Origin of the sequence: Pseudomonas sp. BF-R-01, from assembly GCF_019946615.1 — a bacterium.
GTDB classification, from domain to species: domain Bacteria; phylum Pseudomonadota; class Gammaproteobacteria; order Pseudomonadales; family Pseudomonadaceae; genus Aquipseudomonas; species Aquipseudomonas migulae.
In genome coordinates this window covers 94,935-113,453 of record NZ_JAGYFX010000002.1, presented here as the reverse complement: position 1 = coordinate 113,453, position 18,519 = coordinate 94,935, and the positions used below count along the sequence as shown (strand labels likewise).

Genomic DNA, 18,519 nt, shown 5'->3' with positions numbered 1-18,519 from the left:
CGTCATAACCTTCAAACTCCGTTGGCTGGTTTGACGGGGGGCATGCACTTTAGAAGCTGAACCGCTGCAGAATAACCCCCAGTCCGTCGGACATTGCCTTGAGTTCCTGGGTTGTGCGCACGATCCCGCCTTGGGCGGTGGCGTTCTCTTCCACACTTTGCGCTACTTTCTCGACGTTGCAGGCGACCTGTTCACTGGCGGCGCGTTGCTCCTGGAGCGACACCGAAATGAAACTGACGGCCGCAAGGGATTCGTCCAGTACACCCTTGATCCTGCCCATGGAATGGCCCGCGCTTTCGACCAGTTTCTGACCATGAGTCACGCGCTCACAGCCGGCGGCCATGCTGTCTTTGGCTTTGATCATGCCGCTTTGTATGGCATTGACCAAGGCAACGATTTCCGTGGTGGATTGGGCTGTGCGGGCGGCCAGGCTGCGCACTTCATCGGCGACCACGGCGAAGCCGCGACCTTGCTCGCCCGCGCGTGCCGCTTCAATGGCGGCATTGAGGGCCAGGAGATTGGTCTGTTCGGCGATGCCCCGAATCACACCGACAATCAGGCTGATGTCGTTGGACTGAATCGCCAGTTGATCGATGTCCGATGAGCTTTGTGTCACCAGATCGGCAATCTGGCCCATTTCCTGGATGGAGGCCTGCATGACCTCCATGCCTTCGCTGGTGATTTCGCCTGCTTTCTGTGCGGTGCTCTGGGCCTGTCGAGCATTGTCGGCGATGTGAGTGATGCTGACGGAAAGCTCTTCTACCGTGGCCGCCATGGAGGAGGCTGTCTCGCTTTGCAGTGCGGCGCTGCTCAATCCTTGTTCGGAGGACGCAGACAATTGCAGCGTGGCACCTTCTATCTGCCCGGAGGCCTGGCTGATCTTGCCGATCATCTCGCTCAGGCTGTGGCGCATCGCCTGGACGGAGTGCAGCACCCCCGTCGACTGTTGCTGATCAAACTGTGTAGCGGCGAGTTTCCCTTGGGCGATGTTCGAACTGATGGCCGCCAGTTCTGCCGGTTCGGCACCGAGCTGGCGGCTCAACAGGCGGGAGAACAAGACCGTGTAGGCCACGCCCGCGATCAGGGCCAATGCCAGAATCAACAGGCTGAGCTGGAGACTGGAAGTATAGGCGCTCTGGTTTTGCTCGAACTGGTTCTTGGCCTCCACCAGTTGAACTTCGATCAACTCGGAAAACTTGGCTGACAAGGGATCGATCAGTGGATACAGCTGATCTGTCGCGAAACGCGCGAGACCGGCGGCGTCATTCTGGCGCAGCAGGCCCTGCAAGTTTTGCAATGGACCGTGGGTCGCTTCCATCAGCGGGTCGATTTGCGCGATCAAACGGGTTTCTGCGGGGATCAGTTCCGTTGATTTGTACGCGCGCCACGTCTGATCGATTTCCCTCTGCGCTTGCTCTATCCGGGTCAATGATTCGGCGTTGGTGAAGTTGCCATTGCGTGCCTTGTGGGTGGCATCGACGATGTCCACGGCGTACAGGTCGGCGATTTTTTTCAAGTCCCGCAGCGGCACGACCCGATCGAGGTACACAGTCTCCAGACTGCGTACCGCGGATTGCATTCCCAAGAGTCCAAGCCCGCCGACACACAACAAACCCAGAAGCAAAGTGCTGGTAAGCACAAGCAGATGAGTCCTGATTTTCCAGCTTCCCATAGTCCGTAATTCCTGAGTCAGCTAATAGATGGCGATCAAGAGGTCAGCGTTAGGTGCAATAAAGGCACATTGGCATCATTGGCTGAGACCCAGGAGAAAAAACATCGTGTGATCGGCGAGAATTTATGAATTTGCGACACGGGGAGACACGCTATTGGAGTCGGTGCGGTCGACGATGAGTGTGCAGGTTGCCTGGTCCATCGTTGAATTTTTCACTCACTACTGAGCAAGATCGCAGACTTGACCCAGAATGAATCTACCGCACGCTGTTTGTTATCCCTGAGGGCTAAAGTCCCATGAGCGATTCGGATGCTCCGCCACCCGCTCCCGAACCGGGCCGGATTACGCACAGGCATACTGGCGATCAAACCGGCTTGAGCCGTTGGCTGCCGGGGCTGCGGACGTTGAGCCGCTACAAGATGGCATGGTTGCGGCGCGACATTGTGGCCGGACTCGTGCTCACCACCATGCTGGTGCCCGTCGGCATCGCCTACGCGGTGGCGTCGGGGGTGCCCGGCATTTATGGCCTTTACGCGACCATCGTTCCATTGCTCGCTTATGCGTTGTTCGGCCCCAGCCGAATCCTGGTGCTGGGGCCGGATTCCTCATTGGCAGCCATCATTCTCGCCGTAGTCTTGCCGCTGTCCGGCGGTGACCCGCATCGCGCGATCGCCCTTGCCGGCATGATGGCGATCGTCTCGGGGGTGGTGTGCATTCTGGCGGGTGTCGCACGGCTGGGCTTTGTCACCGAACTGCTATCCAAACCGATCCGCTATGGCTACATGAACGGCATCGCGCTGACGGTATTGATCAGTCAGCTACCCAAGTTTTTCGGCTTTTCGATTGAATCCGACGGACCGCTGCGCAACCTGTGGGCCATTACCACCTCGGTGATGGATGGGAAAACCAACTGGACCACCTTCATGATCGGTGCAGCCACCGTGGCGGTCATCTTGTTGCTCAAGGACAAAAAGCGCGTGCCGGGGATTCTGATCGCCGTGGCAGGCGCCACCATCGCCGTTGGCGTGCTTGACCTTACAACCCACAATGTCGCGGTCCTCGGTTTGCTGCCCCAAGGCTTGCCGGCGTTTGCCATCCCTTGGATCAGCCGTGCCGATATCGTTCCTGTAGTGATCGGAGGTTGCGCCGTTGCGCTTGTCTCGTTCGCCGACACCAGTGTGCTCTCGCGCGTTTATGCGGCGCGGACCAAGACCTATGTCGACCCAAACCAGGAGATGGTAGGGCTCGGCGTGGCCAACCTTGCCGGCGGTTTGTTCCAGGGGTTTCCAATCAGCAGCAGCTCGTCACGCACACCTGTGGCCGAGGCGGCGGGGGCCCAAACCCAACTTGCCGGCGTGGTTGGAGCGCTGTCTGTTGCCTTATTGCTGGTGTATGCCCCGGATTTGCTGAAAAACCTGCCCACCAGCGCACTGGCGGCGGTGGTCATCGCTTCGGCTATCGGCCTGATCGAGGTCGCCGATCTGCGACGGATCTATCGTATCCAGCGCTGGGAATTCTGGTTATCGATCGTTTGTACGCTCGGTGTGGCCGTATTCGGCGCCATCGAGGGCATTGGCCTGGCCATCGTTGTCGCGGTGATCGAGTTTCTATGGGATGGCTGGCGGCCGTATTCTGCGGTGTTGGGTCGCGCCAAAGGCGTCCAGGGCTATCACGACATCACGCGTTATCCGGATGCGCGCCTTATTCCCGGCCTGGTGCTGTTTCGCTGGGATGCGCCGTTGTTTTTTGCCAACGCAGAACTGTTCCATGACCGAGTGCTGGACGCCGTGGCGACATCACCCACGCCGGTTCGTTGGCTGGTGGTAGCAGCCGAACCGGTCACCAGCGTGGATGTGACTTCCGCCGACATGCTGGCTGAACTGGACCAAACCTTGAACGAAGCTGGCATCACGTTGTGCGTGGCCGAGATGAAGGACCCTGTCAAAGACAAGTTGAAGCGCTTCGGACTATTCGAGCGGTTTGGCGAAGCTGCGTTTTTTCCGACTTTAGGCGTCGCCGTCAGCAGCTATCTCAAGGTCCATCCCGAGGAATGGAGGGAAGGGCAGGATGAGGATCGCGATTAGACAATAGTGCCGGCACGCTATCGGGGGCGGCGCGGTAGCCGACCCCGATCCCGGTTACTTGCGCACGTTTTGGTACAACATCAACCTGGACGTTTCATGCATGCCGCGGGTCAGTTGCACCAGGCGCTTGAACTCTTCAGGGTTTTGCCCGGCTACGTTGTCCAGCGGCGTCGCTGAGGCCAGATCGTGCAGCGTCGGCGAGCTGCCGTCGTGCTCCATCTGCACCATGTAGTGTTGAGTGACGCCCGCAATCAACGGGAACGTACCTTCACGCAACACCAACGGCACTACGCGTTCACCCTCGGGCGCAGGCTGCTGGATGTCACGCCCCAGGCCGCTGTTGCGAAACTCAAGGCCGGCCATGCCCGCCACGGTTGGCAGCAAGTCCACCAGGCCGACAGCTTCCTTGACGGTCCGCGTGCCGAGCAGACCCGGTGCATGGATGATCATGGGCACCGCGTTACTTTCCAGGCCCAGTTGCTCATACGCCGGTGCCAGGAAAGGGATCTGGGCGATACGGGTGTTGTGGTCGCCAAACAGCACGAAAATGGTGTTGTCGTAGTAACCGCCTGCTTTGGCAATTTCCATCAAGCGTCCGATGTTGAAGTCCAGCAGGCGCACGGCGTTGTACTGCTCGACACTGCGCGATCCCGCAGCCTGAACTTCAGCGAGGGTAGGGTGCTTGACCTCGAATCCGTCATTGCTCTTGGGAATCGTGAAGGGACGATGGTTACCGGCCGTCTGCACATAGGCAAAGAACGGTTTGTCCTTGGGCAGCGCTTGCAGGATCTTGTCGGTTTCCTTGAACAGATCCAGATCTGAAATCCCCCAGACATCCACTACCGGGGATTTCCAGTCCCGCTCTTCGAACAGACGAACCCCATCGATACTTTGCCGGATCAAGGCATTCATGTTGGCCCAACCGGAGTTGCCGCCAATGGTGTAGATCTTCTCGTAACCGGTGAAGGCATTGATCAATGTGTGCTGCTTGGTGATCAGCGGATTACGCGTCGCGGTTTCCTGTCGAGTGACGTCTGGAACCCCGCTAATGCTGGCCCAAACGGTTTTTGCGGTCCCGGTGACCGGAACATAGAAGTGCTCGAAGAACCAGCTCTGTGTGGCCAGGCGATCGATGTTGGGTGTCGGATTGATCGGGTTGCCATAGGCGCCGACGGCACTGGTACCCAGCGACTCGAGCATGACAAACATCACGTTCGGCGCCCGTGTGCTCGATACCTTGTAGGGTTGTGGCGCCTGGTGACGGACGAAGTTCAGGGTTTGTGGATCGGGCTGATCCACGCCCAGGTACTTGGCAATCACGGCGTAGTGTTCACGCACCTGCGCTTCGTCATAGCGCGACTGGCCGACCTTGACCGTATCGTAGAGGAAAATCACCGGGTTCAAGCCCAGCGCAGCGACCTGGTTATTGCCGGAGAAGAACGCATCGCTCCAGCGCAACGGGACAGGGTTTTCCAGGTTCATGTTCTCGACACGACCCAAAATACCCAACAGCACCAACACGACCATCAACGCGCTACCCCAAGTGGCGGAGAGCGGGTGAATGGCTTTACGGGGGCGGTCCAGCGTCACGCGTTCCAGGCGCACCAAGGCCAACGTCACCAGGGCGACCGTTGCCAGCCACCCCAGTGAAATCCAGATAACCGGGTAGGTTTGCCAAACCATGTCACGGGATATTTGCGCGTCGTCTATGAAGCGCAGCACGGTGGCATTGATCCGTACGCCCAGATAGGCGTAATGGCCAAAATCGACGATATAGATCAGCAGCAGGGCGCCCAGGGCGACTGACAGATACACGCGTGCCAATCGGCGAAGCAGGCGGCTGCTGACAAGATTCCAACGAGGAATCCAGGCCAGCAACGCCAGTGGCAACATCACCAGGATGGCCAGACGCAGATCGAAACGAAAGCCGATGCCCAGGGTTTCCAGGACAGCATGATCGTCGCTCAATGCTCGGGCGTCGAAACCGGAGAAACCGAAAAAGAACACCACCCGCAGCAATGCAAACAGCACAAACACAATCGCTGTTGCGCCTAGCCAATAATGCAAACGTCTCGATTGCAGCCAACCCATCCCTGTACCCCTGTTAAAAATTTCGTTGGATCTCAAATGGATCTGGAGTCTTTCACTGAGCCAAACCGCGTGTTCAGCCAACCGTACGTCCAGCGCACCGCGAGCATCAGCAATGCCGCGCAGCAATACAGCCCCAGCAGCGGATCAACCAGGTAATCCCAATAGTTATGCGAAGGTTTTACCCCGGCGATGAAGGCCAAGGTCGCACTGGCCAGCATCACGACGGCCAGGTAGCTGCGCAGGTAAAACAGACCTGCGGTGAGCAGAGCGAAGAAGATCAGCATCGGGCGCGGGCTGAAGCCAAACCGGTAAGGGTCCAGATGACTCAACCCCAGCGTTGCCGGATACAACGCCAGCGCCAGCGCAGCGAAGATAATCAATACGCGGGTTTTATCCTGCTGAGCAGCCGGCAGGAAACCCAGTCGACGCAAACAGCCCCACGCCATGAACACCAAGGTCGTCATCGCAAGGTCATCAATGTGGCTGCGCAGGTAAGCCGCCAAGGACAAGCCGTCCAGCGGTATAAAACTAGCGGCCAGCAATGCAACCAGCAGCACGATCTGCGCGGCTCGCTTTAAGCCGAAAGAAGGCAGCAACAGAAAGATGATCATTGTGAAACTGAGATGTGCTTGCCAAAGGTTGATCATTTGGCACGCTCCGACAGCCATGCATCGTTGAAGGTGACGTGCTTGATGAAGGTGTTGTTCCAGGAATAAACCAGGTGATACATACCGTCGGGACTGCGGATGAAGTACGGGTATTCATATTCGAAACTGCAGGCTTGTTCCTTGCAGACCCGGCTGTCCAGGTTGTTCAGGAACTGCGCTTCCAGCGGTTGGCGAAGTGCGCCACTGGATCCGCGAAACTCTCTGCCGATGATTTCCTTGTAGGCCTCGGGTGAAAACGTATCGCCCTCTGGATCAGGCGATTTGTCGAGGTCGCGCAGCGAGCGCCAATCGTCCATTTTTGCGTCGGTGCCATAAAGACTCAGTTTGAAGCGCCCCTCTTGCAGGTCATTGAGTGCCACCAGCAGCCCATGTTCGGGCGTCGCTATGGCCGCCAACGAAGAATTGGGGTTCGAGGGATCGAGCGGATAAGGCTCGCTCCAGGTTTGCCCGGCGTCTTCAGTTCGGGTCGCCAGTACTCGATGGTGGGTGTTGCCGGCATAGCGCAGCAAGGCGATGCCGCGCTGTCCATCCAGCGGAACGACCGTGGGTTGCAATGAGTTATTGCCATGGCTGATGCGGAATTTATCGATCACCTCACCGTCTGCGCTCAAGTACAGGTACTCGGAAAACTTGCCCAGAAATTCGTGGTAGACCGGTAAGCCGATGGAACCGTCGGCGTGAAACACCGGGGCCGACCGTACCAGGGTGCTGATATTCAAGAAGGGTGAGGTGATCAATTGGCGCGGCGCCGACCATTGGCGTCCATAGTCTTCAGAGACCATTACATTGACCGCACTACCGGCCCAGCCCCCCATGGACACGGACACGTAGAACAACCAGAGCCGGTTGTCCGGTGCGAGCGCAACGACCGGGTTACCCAGTTTTCGAATGTATTTTCCAGTGCCCAGTTGGGTCGACTGTCGAGTCGCCAATACCTGTTCCGCACCCCATTCGCCGGTTTGCGCGTCGAAGCGGGCAGAGCGCACCTGCACATCGGCTGCGCCTTCACGCGTACCCGCGAACCAGACGGTCATCAGGCTACCGTCAGGCAAGGCGGTTACCGCCGAGGAATGCACGAAGTCCACCAGCCCGGATGAGGCAAAACGGCTGGTATAAATGGGTTTGGCTACTTGCTCAGCCACAGCCCTCACCGGGTTCATCAGGGCAAAGGAAGAATGCACAGGGGCAGGGTGGGTGAACCATGCGGCCGCAAACAGGCAGGAAAGTGCAACATAAGCCAAGAAGGCAGGGAGGGAGGGTAGGTGGATGCGCATAATCGAGGCTGTGCATCTTATGGCCGATTCAGGCAGCTCAACCTATCACTTGTAGTAGCAGACTCGGGCTTTAGCGAGCCGCTGCTTTGTAAGCAAATGTTTGTAGCGCGATATTCGGGCCTTGAAATCATAAAAACACATTATTTATCAATTACTTAAAGATGCTGATGGCCGCCAGGCCGTTAATCGAAAAACTGCTCTCGAAGGCGGAAGAATAGACTGAAATTCACAAAAACCCATTTAGCGGGCCGAGCGTCGCGGCCTGTTCGGCCGCCAACGCTGCCGTCGTGCACTGAAAGCCGATCCGTTACTGATCTACCTGCGCCTTAATTGCCAAAACATTGCAGGGCACCTTATACAACACGTGCTCTGTAGTACTGCCAATCAGCTTGTGCAGCCCTTTACGGTGCGTATCGCCCATGATGATCACATCGGCTCGGGTGTGGGCCGCGAAGTCGGACATCACTTTGGTGGGCGGCCCTTCAATGAAGTGTTGTCGTTCAGAGGGCACGCGGTAGTTTTCAGCCAGCGTAATGAAGGACTTGTTCAGTGACCGGCGTACATCGGTGCTGAAGCCCGGCATCGTCACGGCGCCGGCACCGGCGTCAGAGATATGTGTCAGCGATGGATCGAAGGCGTGCAGCAGGTGCAGCTCTGCATCGCACTGCATGGCCATCCGCTGCGCAGCCACGATGATCCGGTCATTGAGGTCGTTAATCTGGTGTTCTGGATGCGACAAATCCACTGCCGCCACAATCACCCGCGGAAGTGGACACCTGACTTCGCTGACCAGATGAACAGCAACCGGGCAATCGCGCAGCAGATGCCAATCCAGCGGCGTGACGAATACGCGTTTGAGTGCTGATTCGTGGTGTACGTCCTTGATAACCAGGTCCGGTTGCAAGTCTTTCACATGCTGAAGGATTTCTTGAAGTACGTCCCGAGCCAATACAACTTCGGTGGTCACCGCAATGCCATTGCCACGTATCAGTTGGGCTTCATCTTGCAGCCACTTCTGGTTCTCTTGCTGACAGATCTCGCGAAATTGCTCATTCCCGCTCATCAACCCCAAGATGTCGACGTCTTCAATGAACACCGCGATATGCAGCACTGCGTCAGTGGCTTTGGCAAGTGCGACTGCCCGCTCCATCGCCGGCGTGTGACGCATGGTTGGACCGACAATCAGAAAGAGGCGTTGATATTGGCTCATGTCGCACCTCCAGCATTCCGGGTTATCCGTTGGTTTTTGCCAGCACTCTCATCCTCTACACCATTGGCGACCCCTACGGCCTCAACTTCCTGGATCGCCAATACCAATATACGCCTGCATTCAGTGAGCGCGCGCGGGACGAGTTGCCCTATGCACTTATTAAAGCAGGCAGGACGAGAGGGGTCATTGCTCCCACTGTTCCAGCAGTATCGAGACGAATTTTTCCGCTGCCGGAGAGAGTGAGGCGCCTCTTCGGTAAACCAGTCCCAGCGATCGGTTCACGACAGGCTCTATCAAGGGGACGCTCACCAAGGTTGGATGATCCACCGCCGGCATTGCGAGGCTCGGCATTGCCGAAACGCCTAGGCCAGCTTCTACCAAGCCCAGCGAAGTAGACAGGTGTTGTACCTCATAGAACCACTGTGGACGCCAGCTCAAACCCGACAACGCGTGGTCCAGCAACATGCGGTTGCCGCTCAGGCGACCGACCCCGATAAGGCGGTAATTGCTCAGTTCAGACCAGGTGACCGAACTGCGCCCGGCCAGCTCATGATCGCGTCGACACGCCAAAACAAAAGGCTCGTTGACCAACGGCACAAACTCAATGTCCGGGTGCTGGCCGCTCATCATGTTGATGCCAAAGTCGGCTTCGCCACGCAGAACAGCCTCCAGTCCTTCGTTCGCACTGAGATCAAGCAAACGAATGCGGATTTGCGGATAGCGCTCGTTGTAGAGGCGGATGACCGAAGGGAGGAAGTAGAAGGCTGCGGTGGGGATGCAGGCGAGGGTGACGCGACCGCTCTGCCGCTCCGCCAGCTCGCGGATGTTAAGTATCGAGTCGTCGAAGTCATCCAGTAGGCGTCGTGCCTTGGGCAGGAAGTCTCGCCCAACGCTGGTGAGGCTTACCCTTCTTGTCGTGCGATCAAGAAGCGCTGTTCCCAATCCCTCTTCAAGCTTTTTCATTCTCCGACTCAACGCAGGTTGAGAGAGATGCAATGCATCGGCAGCTTCGTGGAAGCTTCCAAGTTCCGCGATCTTCACGAAAGATCGGATGTCATTGAGCTCATAATTCACTTTTTTTATCTCGGCAGACGAGCGTTGTTCAGCCTGGTCATCCTAGATTCGTCATGCGCTAAACGCAATAATCAGGCTGATATTTGCATTGGAAACAATTTTTAAAGCCTGCGACTCTTGCTCACAAGACATCAATAACCCCCATTGATCAACAAGAGTCAGTATTCATGCAACGAATTCCCTGTGTGCTAATGCGCGGTGGTACTTCCAAGGGCCCGGTATTTCTCGCCTGGGATCTACCTGTTGCGATCGAAGACCGTGATGAGCTGCTGCTCAACCTTATGGGTTCTGGCCATGAGCTGGAAATTGACGGCATCGGTGGCGGTAGTCCACAAACCAGCAAGGTGGCGATCGTCAGCCCGTCGCTGCATCCTGACGCGGATGTCGACTACCTGTTCGTTCAAGTCATGGTCTCCCAGCGTCGAGTCGACACCGCGCCCAATTGCGGCAACATGCTTTGCGCCGTTGGCCCGTTCGCCATCGAGCAGGGGCTGGTAAAAGGCACTAAAGACCTGACCCGTGTGCGTATTCGCAACCTCAACACGGGGACTTTTGTGAACGCCGAGGTACAGACCCCGGGTGGAAAGGTCAGCTATGAAGGCGACACCGCCATCGATGGTGTGCCGGGTACCGCCGCTCCTGTACAACTGACCTTCCTGGATGCGGCGGGCAGCAAGACGGGCAAGCTTTTCCCGACCGGGCAAACGCAGGATCTGATCGACGGTATTGCAGTGACCTGCATCGACATGGCGATGCCGATGATGATCGTCGAAGCTGGCCAGTTGGGTAAGCGCGGTGATGAAAGTCCTGCTGAGCTGGATGCCGACAAAGAGTTCCTGCGTCGCCTGGAGTCCTTGCGACTGCAAGCTGGCCTGGCAATGGGCCTGGGTGATGTCAGCGACAAAGTGATCCCCAAGCCTGTACTGGTTTCACCGGCCAAGGCTGGCGGAACAATCCAGGTGCGCTACTTCATGCCACACAATTGCCACCGGGCCTTGGCGATCACCGGCTCCATCGGCCTGGCCACTGCTTGTGTCACTGAAGGCAGTGTGGTCGCGCAATTGCTCGGCGGGGTTAGCGAGCCGCGCTTGCAGCAAGTACGCATTGAACACCCAAGTGGTGGAATAGATGTCGTATTGTCCTACACCGGCGCTCAGGGTGAGACCATTCGTGCTTCGGTAGTGCGTACATCGCGCAGGCTGTTCTCTGGTTTTGTCTACGCCGCGGCTTCCCAACGACTCGCCGGATAACGTCCCCTAGTCATTGCCGTTTTTGCATCAGCACAATTCTAAAAATGGGTGATGCCATGAAAGTTGTAAAATCGCTCTACTTTCAGATTCTCTGCGCCGTGCTGTTGGGCGTACTGGTCGGACATTTTTGGTCGCAGCAGGCCATCGCCTTGAAGCCGCTGGGTGATGCCTTCATCAAACTGATCAAGATGATGATCGCTCCGGTGGTGTTCTGCACCATCGTCACGGGTATCGCGGGTATGAGCGATAAACGCTCCCTCGGACGCCTGTTGAGCAAGACCATGCTGCTGTTCCTGGCGTTGACCGTGATCAGCCTGATTATTGGCCTGGTGTCGGTCTACCTGTTCAAACCCGGTGTGGGCATGAACATCGACCCCACCCAGTTGAGCACCAAGGGCTTGTCGCAGTACACCGATTCGGCCGCGAAGCTGGGAGTGGTCGAGTTTTTCATGCACATCATCCCCGACACGTTCATCGGTGCCTTCAATAAAGGTGAAGTACTGCCGGTGTTGTTCATCGCGGTGCTTTGCGGTTTCGCGCTGTCGGCCATAGGCGAGCGTGGCAAGCCGGTGCTGGATGTACTGGAATCCGCCTCGCATATGGTGTTCAAGATCTTCTCCTACCTGATGCGCTTCGCTCCGATCGGTGCCTTTGGCGCCTTGGCGTTCACCGTGGGCCAGTACGGTATTACATCGCTGGGCTCGTTGGCCAAGCTGATCATGACGTTGTACGTCGCCTGCGCCTTCTTCGTCTTTGTGGTGCTGGGGAGCATTTGCCGGGCGAATGGCTTCAGTCTGTGGAAGTTGCTGCGCTACTTCCGCGAAGAATTCCTGGTGGTGCTCGGGACTTCCTCCACTGAGCCGGTGATGCCGCGGATGCTGGAAAAGCTGCAAGCCCTGGGTTGCAAGAAAGGCGTGGTGGGGCTGGTGTTGCCAACGGGTTATTCGTTCAACCTCGACGGTACGGCCATCTACCTCTCGCTGGCAGCGGTATTCATTGCTCAGGCCTGCAACATCGAACTGAGCCTGACACAGACCGTGACCATGCTGGCAATCATGCTGTTGTCCTCCAAGGGTGCCGCGGGCGTCACCGGCGCCGGTTTTGTCGCACTGGCTTCGACGCTGACAGTGATCCATGACATTCCCTTGGCCGGCCTTGCCTTGCTGATCGGTATCGACCGTTTCATGTCGGAAGCCCGGGCTTTGACCAGTCTGGCAAGCAACGCCGTGGCTACCGTGGTGATGTCCATCTCGGAGAACGCCTGTGATCGCGAAACACTGATGCGGACTCTGGACGGTAAACCTTCGCCCGCTGCACCCCCAGCCCAAGTCCAGAACCCCGACTGGGATGGCCTGAAGGTCACCGAACACGCTTGACCGCTCAAGGCTGAATCCAGCCCCTTAAATACCTCAATGAATAACTCCCGCCAGGCACCGTTGATCGTGCCGTCTGGCGGGGACGGGGTCGCGCGCCTGTGCGTCGGCCACGCTACTCATAAGAACAAGAGAACTGACCTATGCTCGCATTGCTTGGATTGGCCATGGTGGTGGTCTTCACCGTCCTGATAATGACCAAACGGTTATCGCCGATTGTCGCGCTGACGGTGGTGCCGATTGTGTTTGCCGTCATTGGCGGTTTCGGTGGCACTACCGGCAAGATGATGCTCGACGGCTTGAAAATGGTCGCTCCTTCGGCCGCGCTCCTGCTGTTCGCGATCTTGTTTTTCGGCTTGATGATCGACGCCGGTCTGTTTGACCCGCTGATTCGCAAGATCCTCAAACGCGTCAACGGCGACCCGATGAAAATCGCTGTCGGCACAGCGTTGCTGTCGCTGCTGGTGGCCCTGGACGGTGATGGCACCACCACCTACATGATCACCTGTGCGGCAATGCTGCCCCTGTACAAACGTATCGGGATGAACCCGATGATTCTGGCGACCATCGCCATGCTTTCTCTGAGCATCATGAGTGGCATGACGCCTTGGGGAGGGCCGGCGACCCGAGCGATCGCGGCGCTGGGCCTGGATGCCGGTGAATACTTCGTACCGTTGCTGCCGACCATGATTGGCGGCGCCATGTGGGTGGTGTTCACCGCGTTTCTGCTGGGCCGTGCCGAGCGCAAACGGATCGGCAATATCCAGTTGGAAAGCGGCGGGGGAGATTGCTACATCAAGGCGATTCTTGAAGACACGCCACACAAGCGACCGAAACTGGCCTACGTCAATCTGCTGTTGGTGATCGCGGTGATGGTCGCACTGGTGATGGGGATCATGCATTCCGCGATCCTGTTCCTGATCGGCTTCGTACTGGCGCTGATGATCAACTATCCGCAACTGGATATTCAGAAGGAACGCATCCTCGCCCATTCGGGCAACGCCATGACTGTCGTACTGTTGGTGTTTGCCGCCGGCATCTTTGCCGGGATTTTCTCCGGCACCAAGATGGTCGACTCCCTGGCGCAAACCCTGGTTGACTGGATTCCGCCGTCCTGGGGGCATCTGTTCCCGCTGGTGGTGGCGATTACCAGCATGCCGCTGACGTTCGTTCTGTCCAACGATGCTTATTACTTTGGCGTGGTGCCCATTCTGGCGAATGCCGCTGCGGCGTATGGCATTGATCCGGTGGAAATCGCCCGCGCGTCGATTCTCGGGCAGCCAGTACACCTGATGAGTCCGCTGGTCGCCTCAACCCTGTTGCTGGTGGGGATGGTCGATCGCGATATCGGCGACTTCCAGAAAGCCACCGTCAAATGGGCGGTACTCACTTCACTGGTCATCACCGCGCTAGCCCTGCTGACCGGGGCGATCAGTCTCTTCACCTGACTCACCCAAGCCACCTGTTTTCTCCCAAGGCGCCTCGCCAGCGAGGCGCGCGCTGTTCTGCACCCCAAATAACAACAATGAGTAGTTTTCCATGACCACTTTGCATACCCAACGGGCGCTGTTTTCACTTCTTGGTTTTTTGCCGCTGGCCAGTGCCAGCGCAGAAGGATTTATCGATGACAGCAAGCTCAAACTGCAATTGCGCAACGTCTATTTCAATGAAAACTTCCGCGACGAGCATGGCTTGAGTGCCAAGTCGGCAAGGACGGCGAAGAGCGAACGAACCGAATGGGCCCAGGGATTTCTGTTGGATTACCAGTCGGGATTTACCCCCGGCACCCTCGGGTTTGGTGTTGATGCCCTTGGCCTGGTCGGGGTCAAGCTCGACTCCGGCCGTGGCCGCAGCGGTACGGGTTTGCTGCCCGTCCATGATGACGGTCGTGCGGCAGACGAGTTTGCAAGCCTGGGGATGACTGCCAAGGCCCAACTGGCCAAGACCACAGTCAAATACGGCACCTTGTTACCCAAGACTCCGGTGCTGATCTACAACGACGCGCGTCTGTTGCCGCAAACGTACCAAGGCACGCAGATCAGTAGCATCGACATCGAAAACCTCACCCTCACCGGGGGCTACCTGGATCGATTCAAACTGCGCGATTCCACCGACAGCATGCCGATTGTGCCCGACGGTTACGGTGGAGATAAATCAGGGGACTTCAGCTATGCAGGGGCCGAATACAAGCTGGGGAAGAGCGTTCGTTTGAGTTACTTCTACGGTGAGCTGGAAAACTTTTACCGTCAGAATTTTGCAGGTATCCAGCACGATCTACCCTTGGGCGGCGGCGTGCTGACCAGTGACTTGCGCTACTTCAACAGTGTCGATACCGGCTCGGCCTACGGTGGCAAGATCGACAACAACATGCTGAGCGGGCAACTGTCCTACGCCATTTCCGGCCATACATTCGGCGGCGGCTATCAGACCCTCAGTGGTGATGCAGGGCTGCCCTTTATCAGTGGCGCAACGGTTTATTCGTTCAGCAACGCCGGGATAGGCAAGTTCATCGAGGAAGATGAAAAAACCTGGATGCTTAATTACGGCTATAACTTTGCCGCCCTCGGCGTGCCGGGCCTGACGTTCTCTACTCGCTATCTGAGCGGCAACGACGGTAAGTCCAACACCACGGTAAAAGAGTGGGAACGTGACGCCGAACTGGCTTATGTCGTGCAACAAGGCACCTTCAAGGGCTTGGGTGTGCGGTTGCGCAACTATGTTTATCGCTCTGATTATTCCCGTGGCCGAGACAGCAACCGGATCTACTTTACCTACGACATCGCGCTCTGGTGATTCCCTGATCGCGGCCTCGCGATATTCGCAGGCCGCCTTTTCAGCCTCGGCCTCACAGGATTGGGTGAAGGATTTCAACGATGTCGTTTAAAACCAAAATACTGTTGCTGACCTTGTTTCCGGTAATGCTGTTTGCCCTGGTTTCAGGTTTGAGCACCCGCGGCACTTTGCAGTCCCAGGCCGAACAAGAAGTCGCTCAGACCCGCGAGCGACTGCTTGAAGAGAGCCGCACTCGGCTCAAGGATTACGCGAGCATTGCTCGCACTTCCATAGCCGAACTTTATGATCGGGCTGCTGCCGGGGATCCGTCCAGCCGAGCCTTGGCGATCAGCCGCTTGTCGAAAATGAAGTATGGCGATGACGGCTATTTCATCGGTTATGACAGCCAGGTTGTACGCCTGTTTCGCGGTGACAGCAGCGAAGGCGTCGGTGCCAACATGAGTGATCGCAAAGACATCAACGGGAAATACTTGAACCGCGAAATGGTCGCTGCGGCAAAAAATGAGACTCACTTCGTCACCTATTCAGGAGGGCTGGTCAACACCGATAAGGTGGTGGCGAAGCTCGCGTACAGTTTTTATTTGCCCAAGTGGGACATGGTCGTGGTCACGGCGATCAACCTGGACAGTATCGACGTTCAGGTCGCCAAGGTGCGGGCGGATGTTGATGCGCGGGTGCACAGCTTGATGTTCAGCATCGCCATCATTGCTTGTGTGCTGGTTGGCATTATCGGTGTGTTGGCTTTACTGCTGGTCAAGCGCAGTTTGCGTCCCTTGACCCTGATCCGGGCCCACCTTGATGAAATCGCTGCGGGCGAGGGCGATCTGACGCGGCGTCTGCCCGTGGTCAGTCGAGATGAGCTTGGGCAACTTGCCGGTTCGTTCAATGCGTTTATCGATCAGATTCACAGCCTCGTCAGCCAGATCGTCGCCATGAGCGAGCAGTTGAATGGATCTGTGAGCCATGTGGCCGAGCAGAGCAGACATATTGACCGTGCCATGGATAAGCAGCGCCACGAAACCGACCAGGTGGCCGCGGCGATAAATGAGATGTCATCGGCGGCACAGGAAGTATCGGTCAGCGCACAAAACGCTGCCGACGCCGCCGTCGAAACTGACAGGCAGTCCCGGCACGCGAGGCAAATCGTCAATGGCAGCATGACTCGAATTCAGGCACTCACCGTGGAGCTTGATGAGAGTGGTCTCGCCATGAAGAGCCTTCAAAGCGATGTGACTTCTATCGTCACCGTGCTGGATGTGATCCGCTCGATTGCCGAGCAGACCAACCTCCTGGCACTCAATGCGGCTATCGAAGCCGCTCGTGCCGGTGCTGCCGGGCGAGGGTTTGCGGTGGTTGCCGATGAAGTGCGCGCGTTGGCCAGCCGTACTCAGCGCAGCACCCAGGAAATCCAGGCGATGGTTGAGCGACTCAAGGGCACGACTGATGGCGTGGTCAGTGCAATGCATCAATCCACCAAAGCGGCTCAAGGCGCTAACGCTCAGGCCGATCAGGCGGGCGAGTTCCTGGGCAACACAGTCGAACTGATCGCGACCATCAACGCGATGAACGCACAAATCGCGAGCGCTGCGGAGGAACAGACTTCGGTGGCTGAAGAAATCAACCGCGGGGTGCATCAGATCGCGCGGGCCATTGACTCCGTTGCCAACCAGACCAAGAGCGGGGTCAAGACCGTCGATGAGCTGTATATGATCGGTAATCGTCTGCAAAGCTTGCTCGGACAGTTCAAAATTTGATGCCGAGGGAGCAGGGCGGTTAGACAGGGCGACAGGTCATTCACATTACTCAATGCTCATGGGCATGTGAATGGAGGGTCAGGGCCCCCGGTACCTTGGTGTGCTCGAGCCCCCCACGTTCCAGCCACCGAAGAGTCTGCACATAGGCACGCTGCAGCAAAGACTCGGTCTGGTCAAAGTTGAACACCGAGACATCCACAGGGCACAACGGCGGGACGATGTGCAGGCTGGTGACAGCGCGGAAGTGTTCGATGTCGCTCACCAGTTGACGCATGCTCATCAGGTTGACGGTGTGCAGGGCCAAGGCGACCAGGCCCCGGGGCGGTTGTGTCAGGGCGCAACTCACGCCGGTGGGGATGACCACGACGTTGGTGGCTCCCAAGGCTACGGCCGTCGAAATAGGTGTATTGCTTGCCACGCCGCCATCAACCAGGAACTGATCGGCGATTTGCACGCAGGGGAACACCAGCGGAATGGCAGCGCTGGCCAACAACGCCTGCTCGAGGTCGCCACTGGACAGAACCGTCTCGGCACCACTGAGCAGGTCGGTGGTGACAATGTGCAGAGGCAGCGTCGCTTCTTCGATGCGATGAATGGGAAGTGCCTGTCCCAGCAATCGGTGTAACGCCGCCGGCTGCAATAAAAAGCCACGCCGTTTGATCAGTCCTTTGCAGGTGTCGATCCAGGAGAGGGGAAAGATGTCAGTTTTACTCAGCCCACGCCAAAATCCGGCGAGCGCCTCGACACCCTCGGAATCGGGCCTTGCGGCAAAGTAGGCACCGTTGATAGCGCCTACCGAAGCGCCGACGACCATGTCGAATCGAACATCGGCCTCGACCAGGGCCCGCAACATTCCCACCTGCACCGCACCCAAACTGCCGCCGCCAGCGAATACGATTGCGGTTTTGGTGACCATGGTCGAAGTCTCTGTGCGGAGATGTATCGAATGAGTGTAGCTGACGGGGTGGCGCTGAATTCCGTGAAGGCAGACTACGGAGTCATCCTCTCCAACCGATGCGCCTGCACCGGTTGGATGGAACGTGCCTATAGAAGAGGGATCAGCTGTTGGCTACCTTCGTCGAGGTAGTAAATCGGTAATGGATTGTCACGCTGGCGCATGTCGATATCAGACTCACAGGTGGCGCGCTCGGGCTACTTGCGTTGAAGACTGGACGCGTAAGGTGACGCGTCATTTAATGGCTGTGCAGTCACGATGACTGATGGGAAATGCTCAGAAGCGTTGAGGTTCGCCGCTTTCGATAAGGGGCAACAGGAA

The 18,519-nt window shown here is 57.5% G+C and carries 13 protein-coding genes and 1 pseudogene; 7 read left to right on the top strand and 7 right to left on the bottom strand.

Going from position 1 to position 18,519, the window contains the following annotated elements:
• Positions 1-49 precede the first annotated feature (49 nt).
• Positions 50-1,672 (bottom strand): methyl-accepting chemotaxis protein, encoded by a 1,623-nt coding sequence (locus KGB27_RS02065; protein WP_223552931.1) that lies wholly within the window; start codon positions 1,670-1,672, stop codon positions 50-52.
• A gap of 296 nt (positions 1,673-1,968) precedes the next feature.
• On the opposite strand from KGB27_RS02065, the gene KGB27_RS02060 reads away from it, so the two are divergent.
• Positions 1,969-3,756, top strand: a complete 1,788-nt coding sequence (locus tag KGB27_RS02060; protein WP_223552930.1) for a SulP family inorganic anion transporter — start codon at positions 1,969-1,971, stop codon at positions 3,754-3,756.
• Positions 3,757-3,810: 54 nt separating this feature from the next.
• Here KGB27_RS02060 and KGB27_RS02055 read toward each other — a convergent pair whose 3' ends face one another.
• The 5 genes from KGB27_RS02055 to KGB27_RS02035 form a co-directional block, all read right to left on the bottom strand.
• Complete coding sequence (locus KGB27_RS02055) at positions 3,811-5,847, bottom strand: LTA synthase family protein (RefSeq protein ID WP_223552926.1); 2,037 nt, start codon at positions 5,845-5,847, stop codon at positions 3,811-3,813.
• A 32-nt stretch (positions 5,848-5,879) separates the two neighbouring features.
• Positions 5,880-6,494 (bottom strand): hypothetical protein, encoded by a 615-nt coding sequence (locus KGB27_RS02050; protein WP_223552924.1) that lies wholly within the window; start codon positions 6,492-6,494, stop codon positions 5,880-5,882.
• On the bottom strand, positions 6,491-7,789 hold the full coding sequence (locus KGB27_RS02045; RefSeq protein WP_008041507.1) for a sialidase family protein: 1,299 nt from the start codon (positions 7,787-7,789) through the stop codon (positions 6,491-6,493). Before KGB27_RS02045 ends, KGB27_RS02050 begins: the two co-directional genes overlap by 4 nt.
• Before the next feature lie 307 nt (positions 7,790-8,096).
• The gene (locus KGB27_RS02040; RefSeq protein WP_192227180.1) at positions 8,097-8,999 is read right to left on the bottom strand and encodes a universal stress protein; all 903 of its coding nucleotides are present in this window, start codon (positions 8,997-8,999) and stop codon (positions 8,097-8,099) included.
• Positions 9,000-9,182: 183 nt separating this feature from the next.
• A complete protein-coding gene (locus tag KGB27_RS02035; protein ID WP_032832639.1) occupies positions 9,183-10,073 on the bottom strand; it encodes a LysR family transcriptional regulator in 891 nt (296 codons plus the stop codon).
• 167 nt (positions 10,074-10,240) lie between these two features.
• On the opposite strand from KGB27_RS02035, the gene KGB27_RS02030 reads away from it, so the two are divergent.
• From KGB27_RS02030 to KGB27_RS31500, 6 genes and pseudogenes are all read left to right on the top strand, one after another.
• On the top strand, positions 10,241-11,323 hold the full coding sequence (locus KGB27_RS02030) for a 4-oxalomesaconate tautomerase (protein ID WP_223480008.1): 1,083 nt from the start codon (positions 10,241-10,243) through the stop codon (positions 11,321-11,323).
• A gap of 44 nt (positions 11,324-11,367) precedes the next feature.
• Positions 11,368-12,699, top strand: a complete 1,332-nt coding sequence (locus tag KGB27_RS02025) for a dicarboxylate/amino acid:cation symporter (RefSeq protein ID WP_192227181.1) — start codon at positions 11,368-11,370, stop codon at positions 12,697-12,699.
• A 140-nt stretch (positions 12,700-12,839) separates the two neighbouring features.
• Complete coding sequence (locus tag KGB27_RS02020) at positions 12,840-14,144, top strand: CitMHS family transporter (protein ID WP_008041516.1); 1,305 nt, start codon at positions 12,840-12,842, stop codon at positions 14,142-14,144.
• Between the two features lie 91 nt (positions 14,145-14,235).
• Positions 14,236-15,489, top strand: a complete 1,254-nt coding sequence (locus tag KGB27_RS02015; RefSeq protein WP_223552921.1) for an OprD family porin — start codon at positions 14,236-14,238, stop codon at positions 15,487-15,489.
• Positions 15,490-15,569: 80 nt separating this feature from the next.
• A pseudogene (locus KGB27_RS31505) lies at positions 15,570-16,385 on the top strand (cache domain-containing protein); the annotation flags it as partial.
• Between the two features lie 36 nt (positions 16,386-16,421).
• Positions 16,422-17,243, top strand: coding sequence for a methyl-accepting chemotaxis protein (locus KGB27_RS31500; RefSeq protein ID WP_411736694.1), 822 nt, complete (start codon positions 16,422-16,424; stop codon positions 17,241-17,243).
• Positions 17,244-17,292: 49 nt separating this feature from the next.
• On the opposite strand, the gene KGB27_RS02005 is transcribed toward KGB27_RS31500, so the two are convergent.
• On the bottom strand, positions 17,293-18,159 hold the full coding sequence (locus KGB27_RS02005) for a patatin-like phospholipase family protein (protein WP_223552915.1): 867 nt from the start codon (positions 18,157-18,159) through the stop codon (positions 17,293-17,295).
• Positions 18,160-18,519 lie beyond the last annotated feature (360 nt).

Excerpts from the sequence above, each read along its gene's own strand:
- KGB27_RS02065 (WP_223552931.1), bottom strand. The coding sequence starts at position 1,672 with ATGGGAAGCTGGAAAATCAGGACTCATCTGCTTGTGCTTACCAGCACT.
- KGB27_RS02060 (WP_223552930.1), top strand. The coding sequence starts at position 1,969 with ATGAGCGATTCGGATGCTCCGCCACCCGCTCCCGAACCGGGCCGGATT.
- KGB27_RS02055 (WP_223552926.1), bottom strand. The coding sequence starts at position 5,847 with ATGGGTTGGCTGCAATCGAGACGTTTGCATTATTGGCTAGGCGCAACA.
- KGB27_RS02050 (WP_223552924.1), bottom strand. The coding sequence starts at position 6,494 with ATGATCAACCTTTGGCAAGCACATCTCAGTTTCACAATGATCATCTTT.
- KGB27_RS02045 (WP_008041507.1), bottom strand. The coding sequence starts at position 7,789 with ATGCGCATCCACCTACCCTCCCTCCCTGCCTTCTTGGCTTATGTTGCA.
- KGB27_RS02040 (WP_192227180.1), bottom strand. The coding sequence starts at position 8,999 with ATGAGCCAATATCAACGCCTCTTTCTGATTGTCGGTCCAACCATGCGT.
- KGB27_RS02030 (WP_223480008.1), top strand. The coding sequence starts at position 10,241 with ATGCAACGAATTCCCTGTGTGCTAATGCGCGGTGGTACTTCCAAGGGC.
- KGB27_RS02025 (WP_192227181.1), top strand. The coding sequence starts at position 11,368 with ATGGGTGATGCCATGAAAGTTGTAAAATCGCTCTACTTTCAGATTCTC.
- KGB27_RS02020 (WP_008041516.1), top strand. The coding sequence starts at position 12,840 with ATGCTCGCATTGCTTGGATTGGCCATGGTGGTGGTCTTCACCGTCCTG.
- KGB27_RS02015 (WP_223552921.1), top strand. The coding sequence starts at position 14,236 with ATGACCACTTTGCATACCCAACGGGCGCTGTTTTCACTTCTTGGTTTT.
- KGB27_RS31500 (WP_411736694.1), top strand. The coding sequence starts at position 16,422 with ATGAGCGAGCAGTTGAATGGATCTGTGAGCCATGTGGCCGAGCAGAGC.
- KGB27_RS02005 (WP_223552915.1), bottom strand. The coding sequence starts at position 18,159 with ATGGTCACCAAAACCGCAATCGTATTCGCTGGCGGCGGCAGTTTGGGT.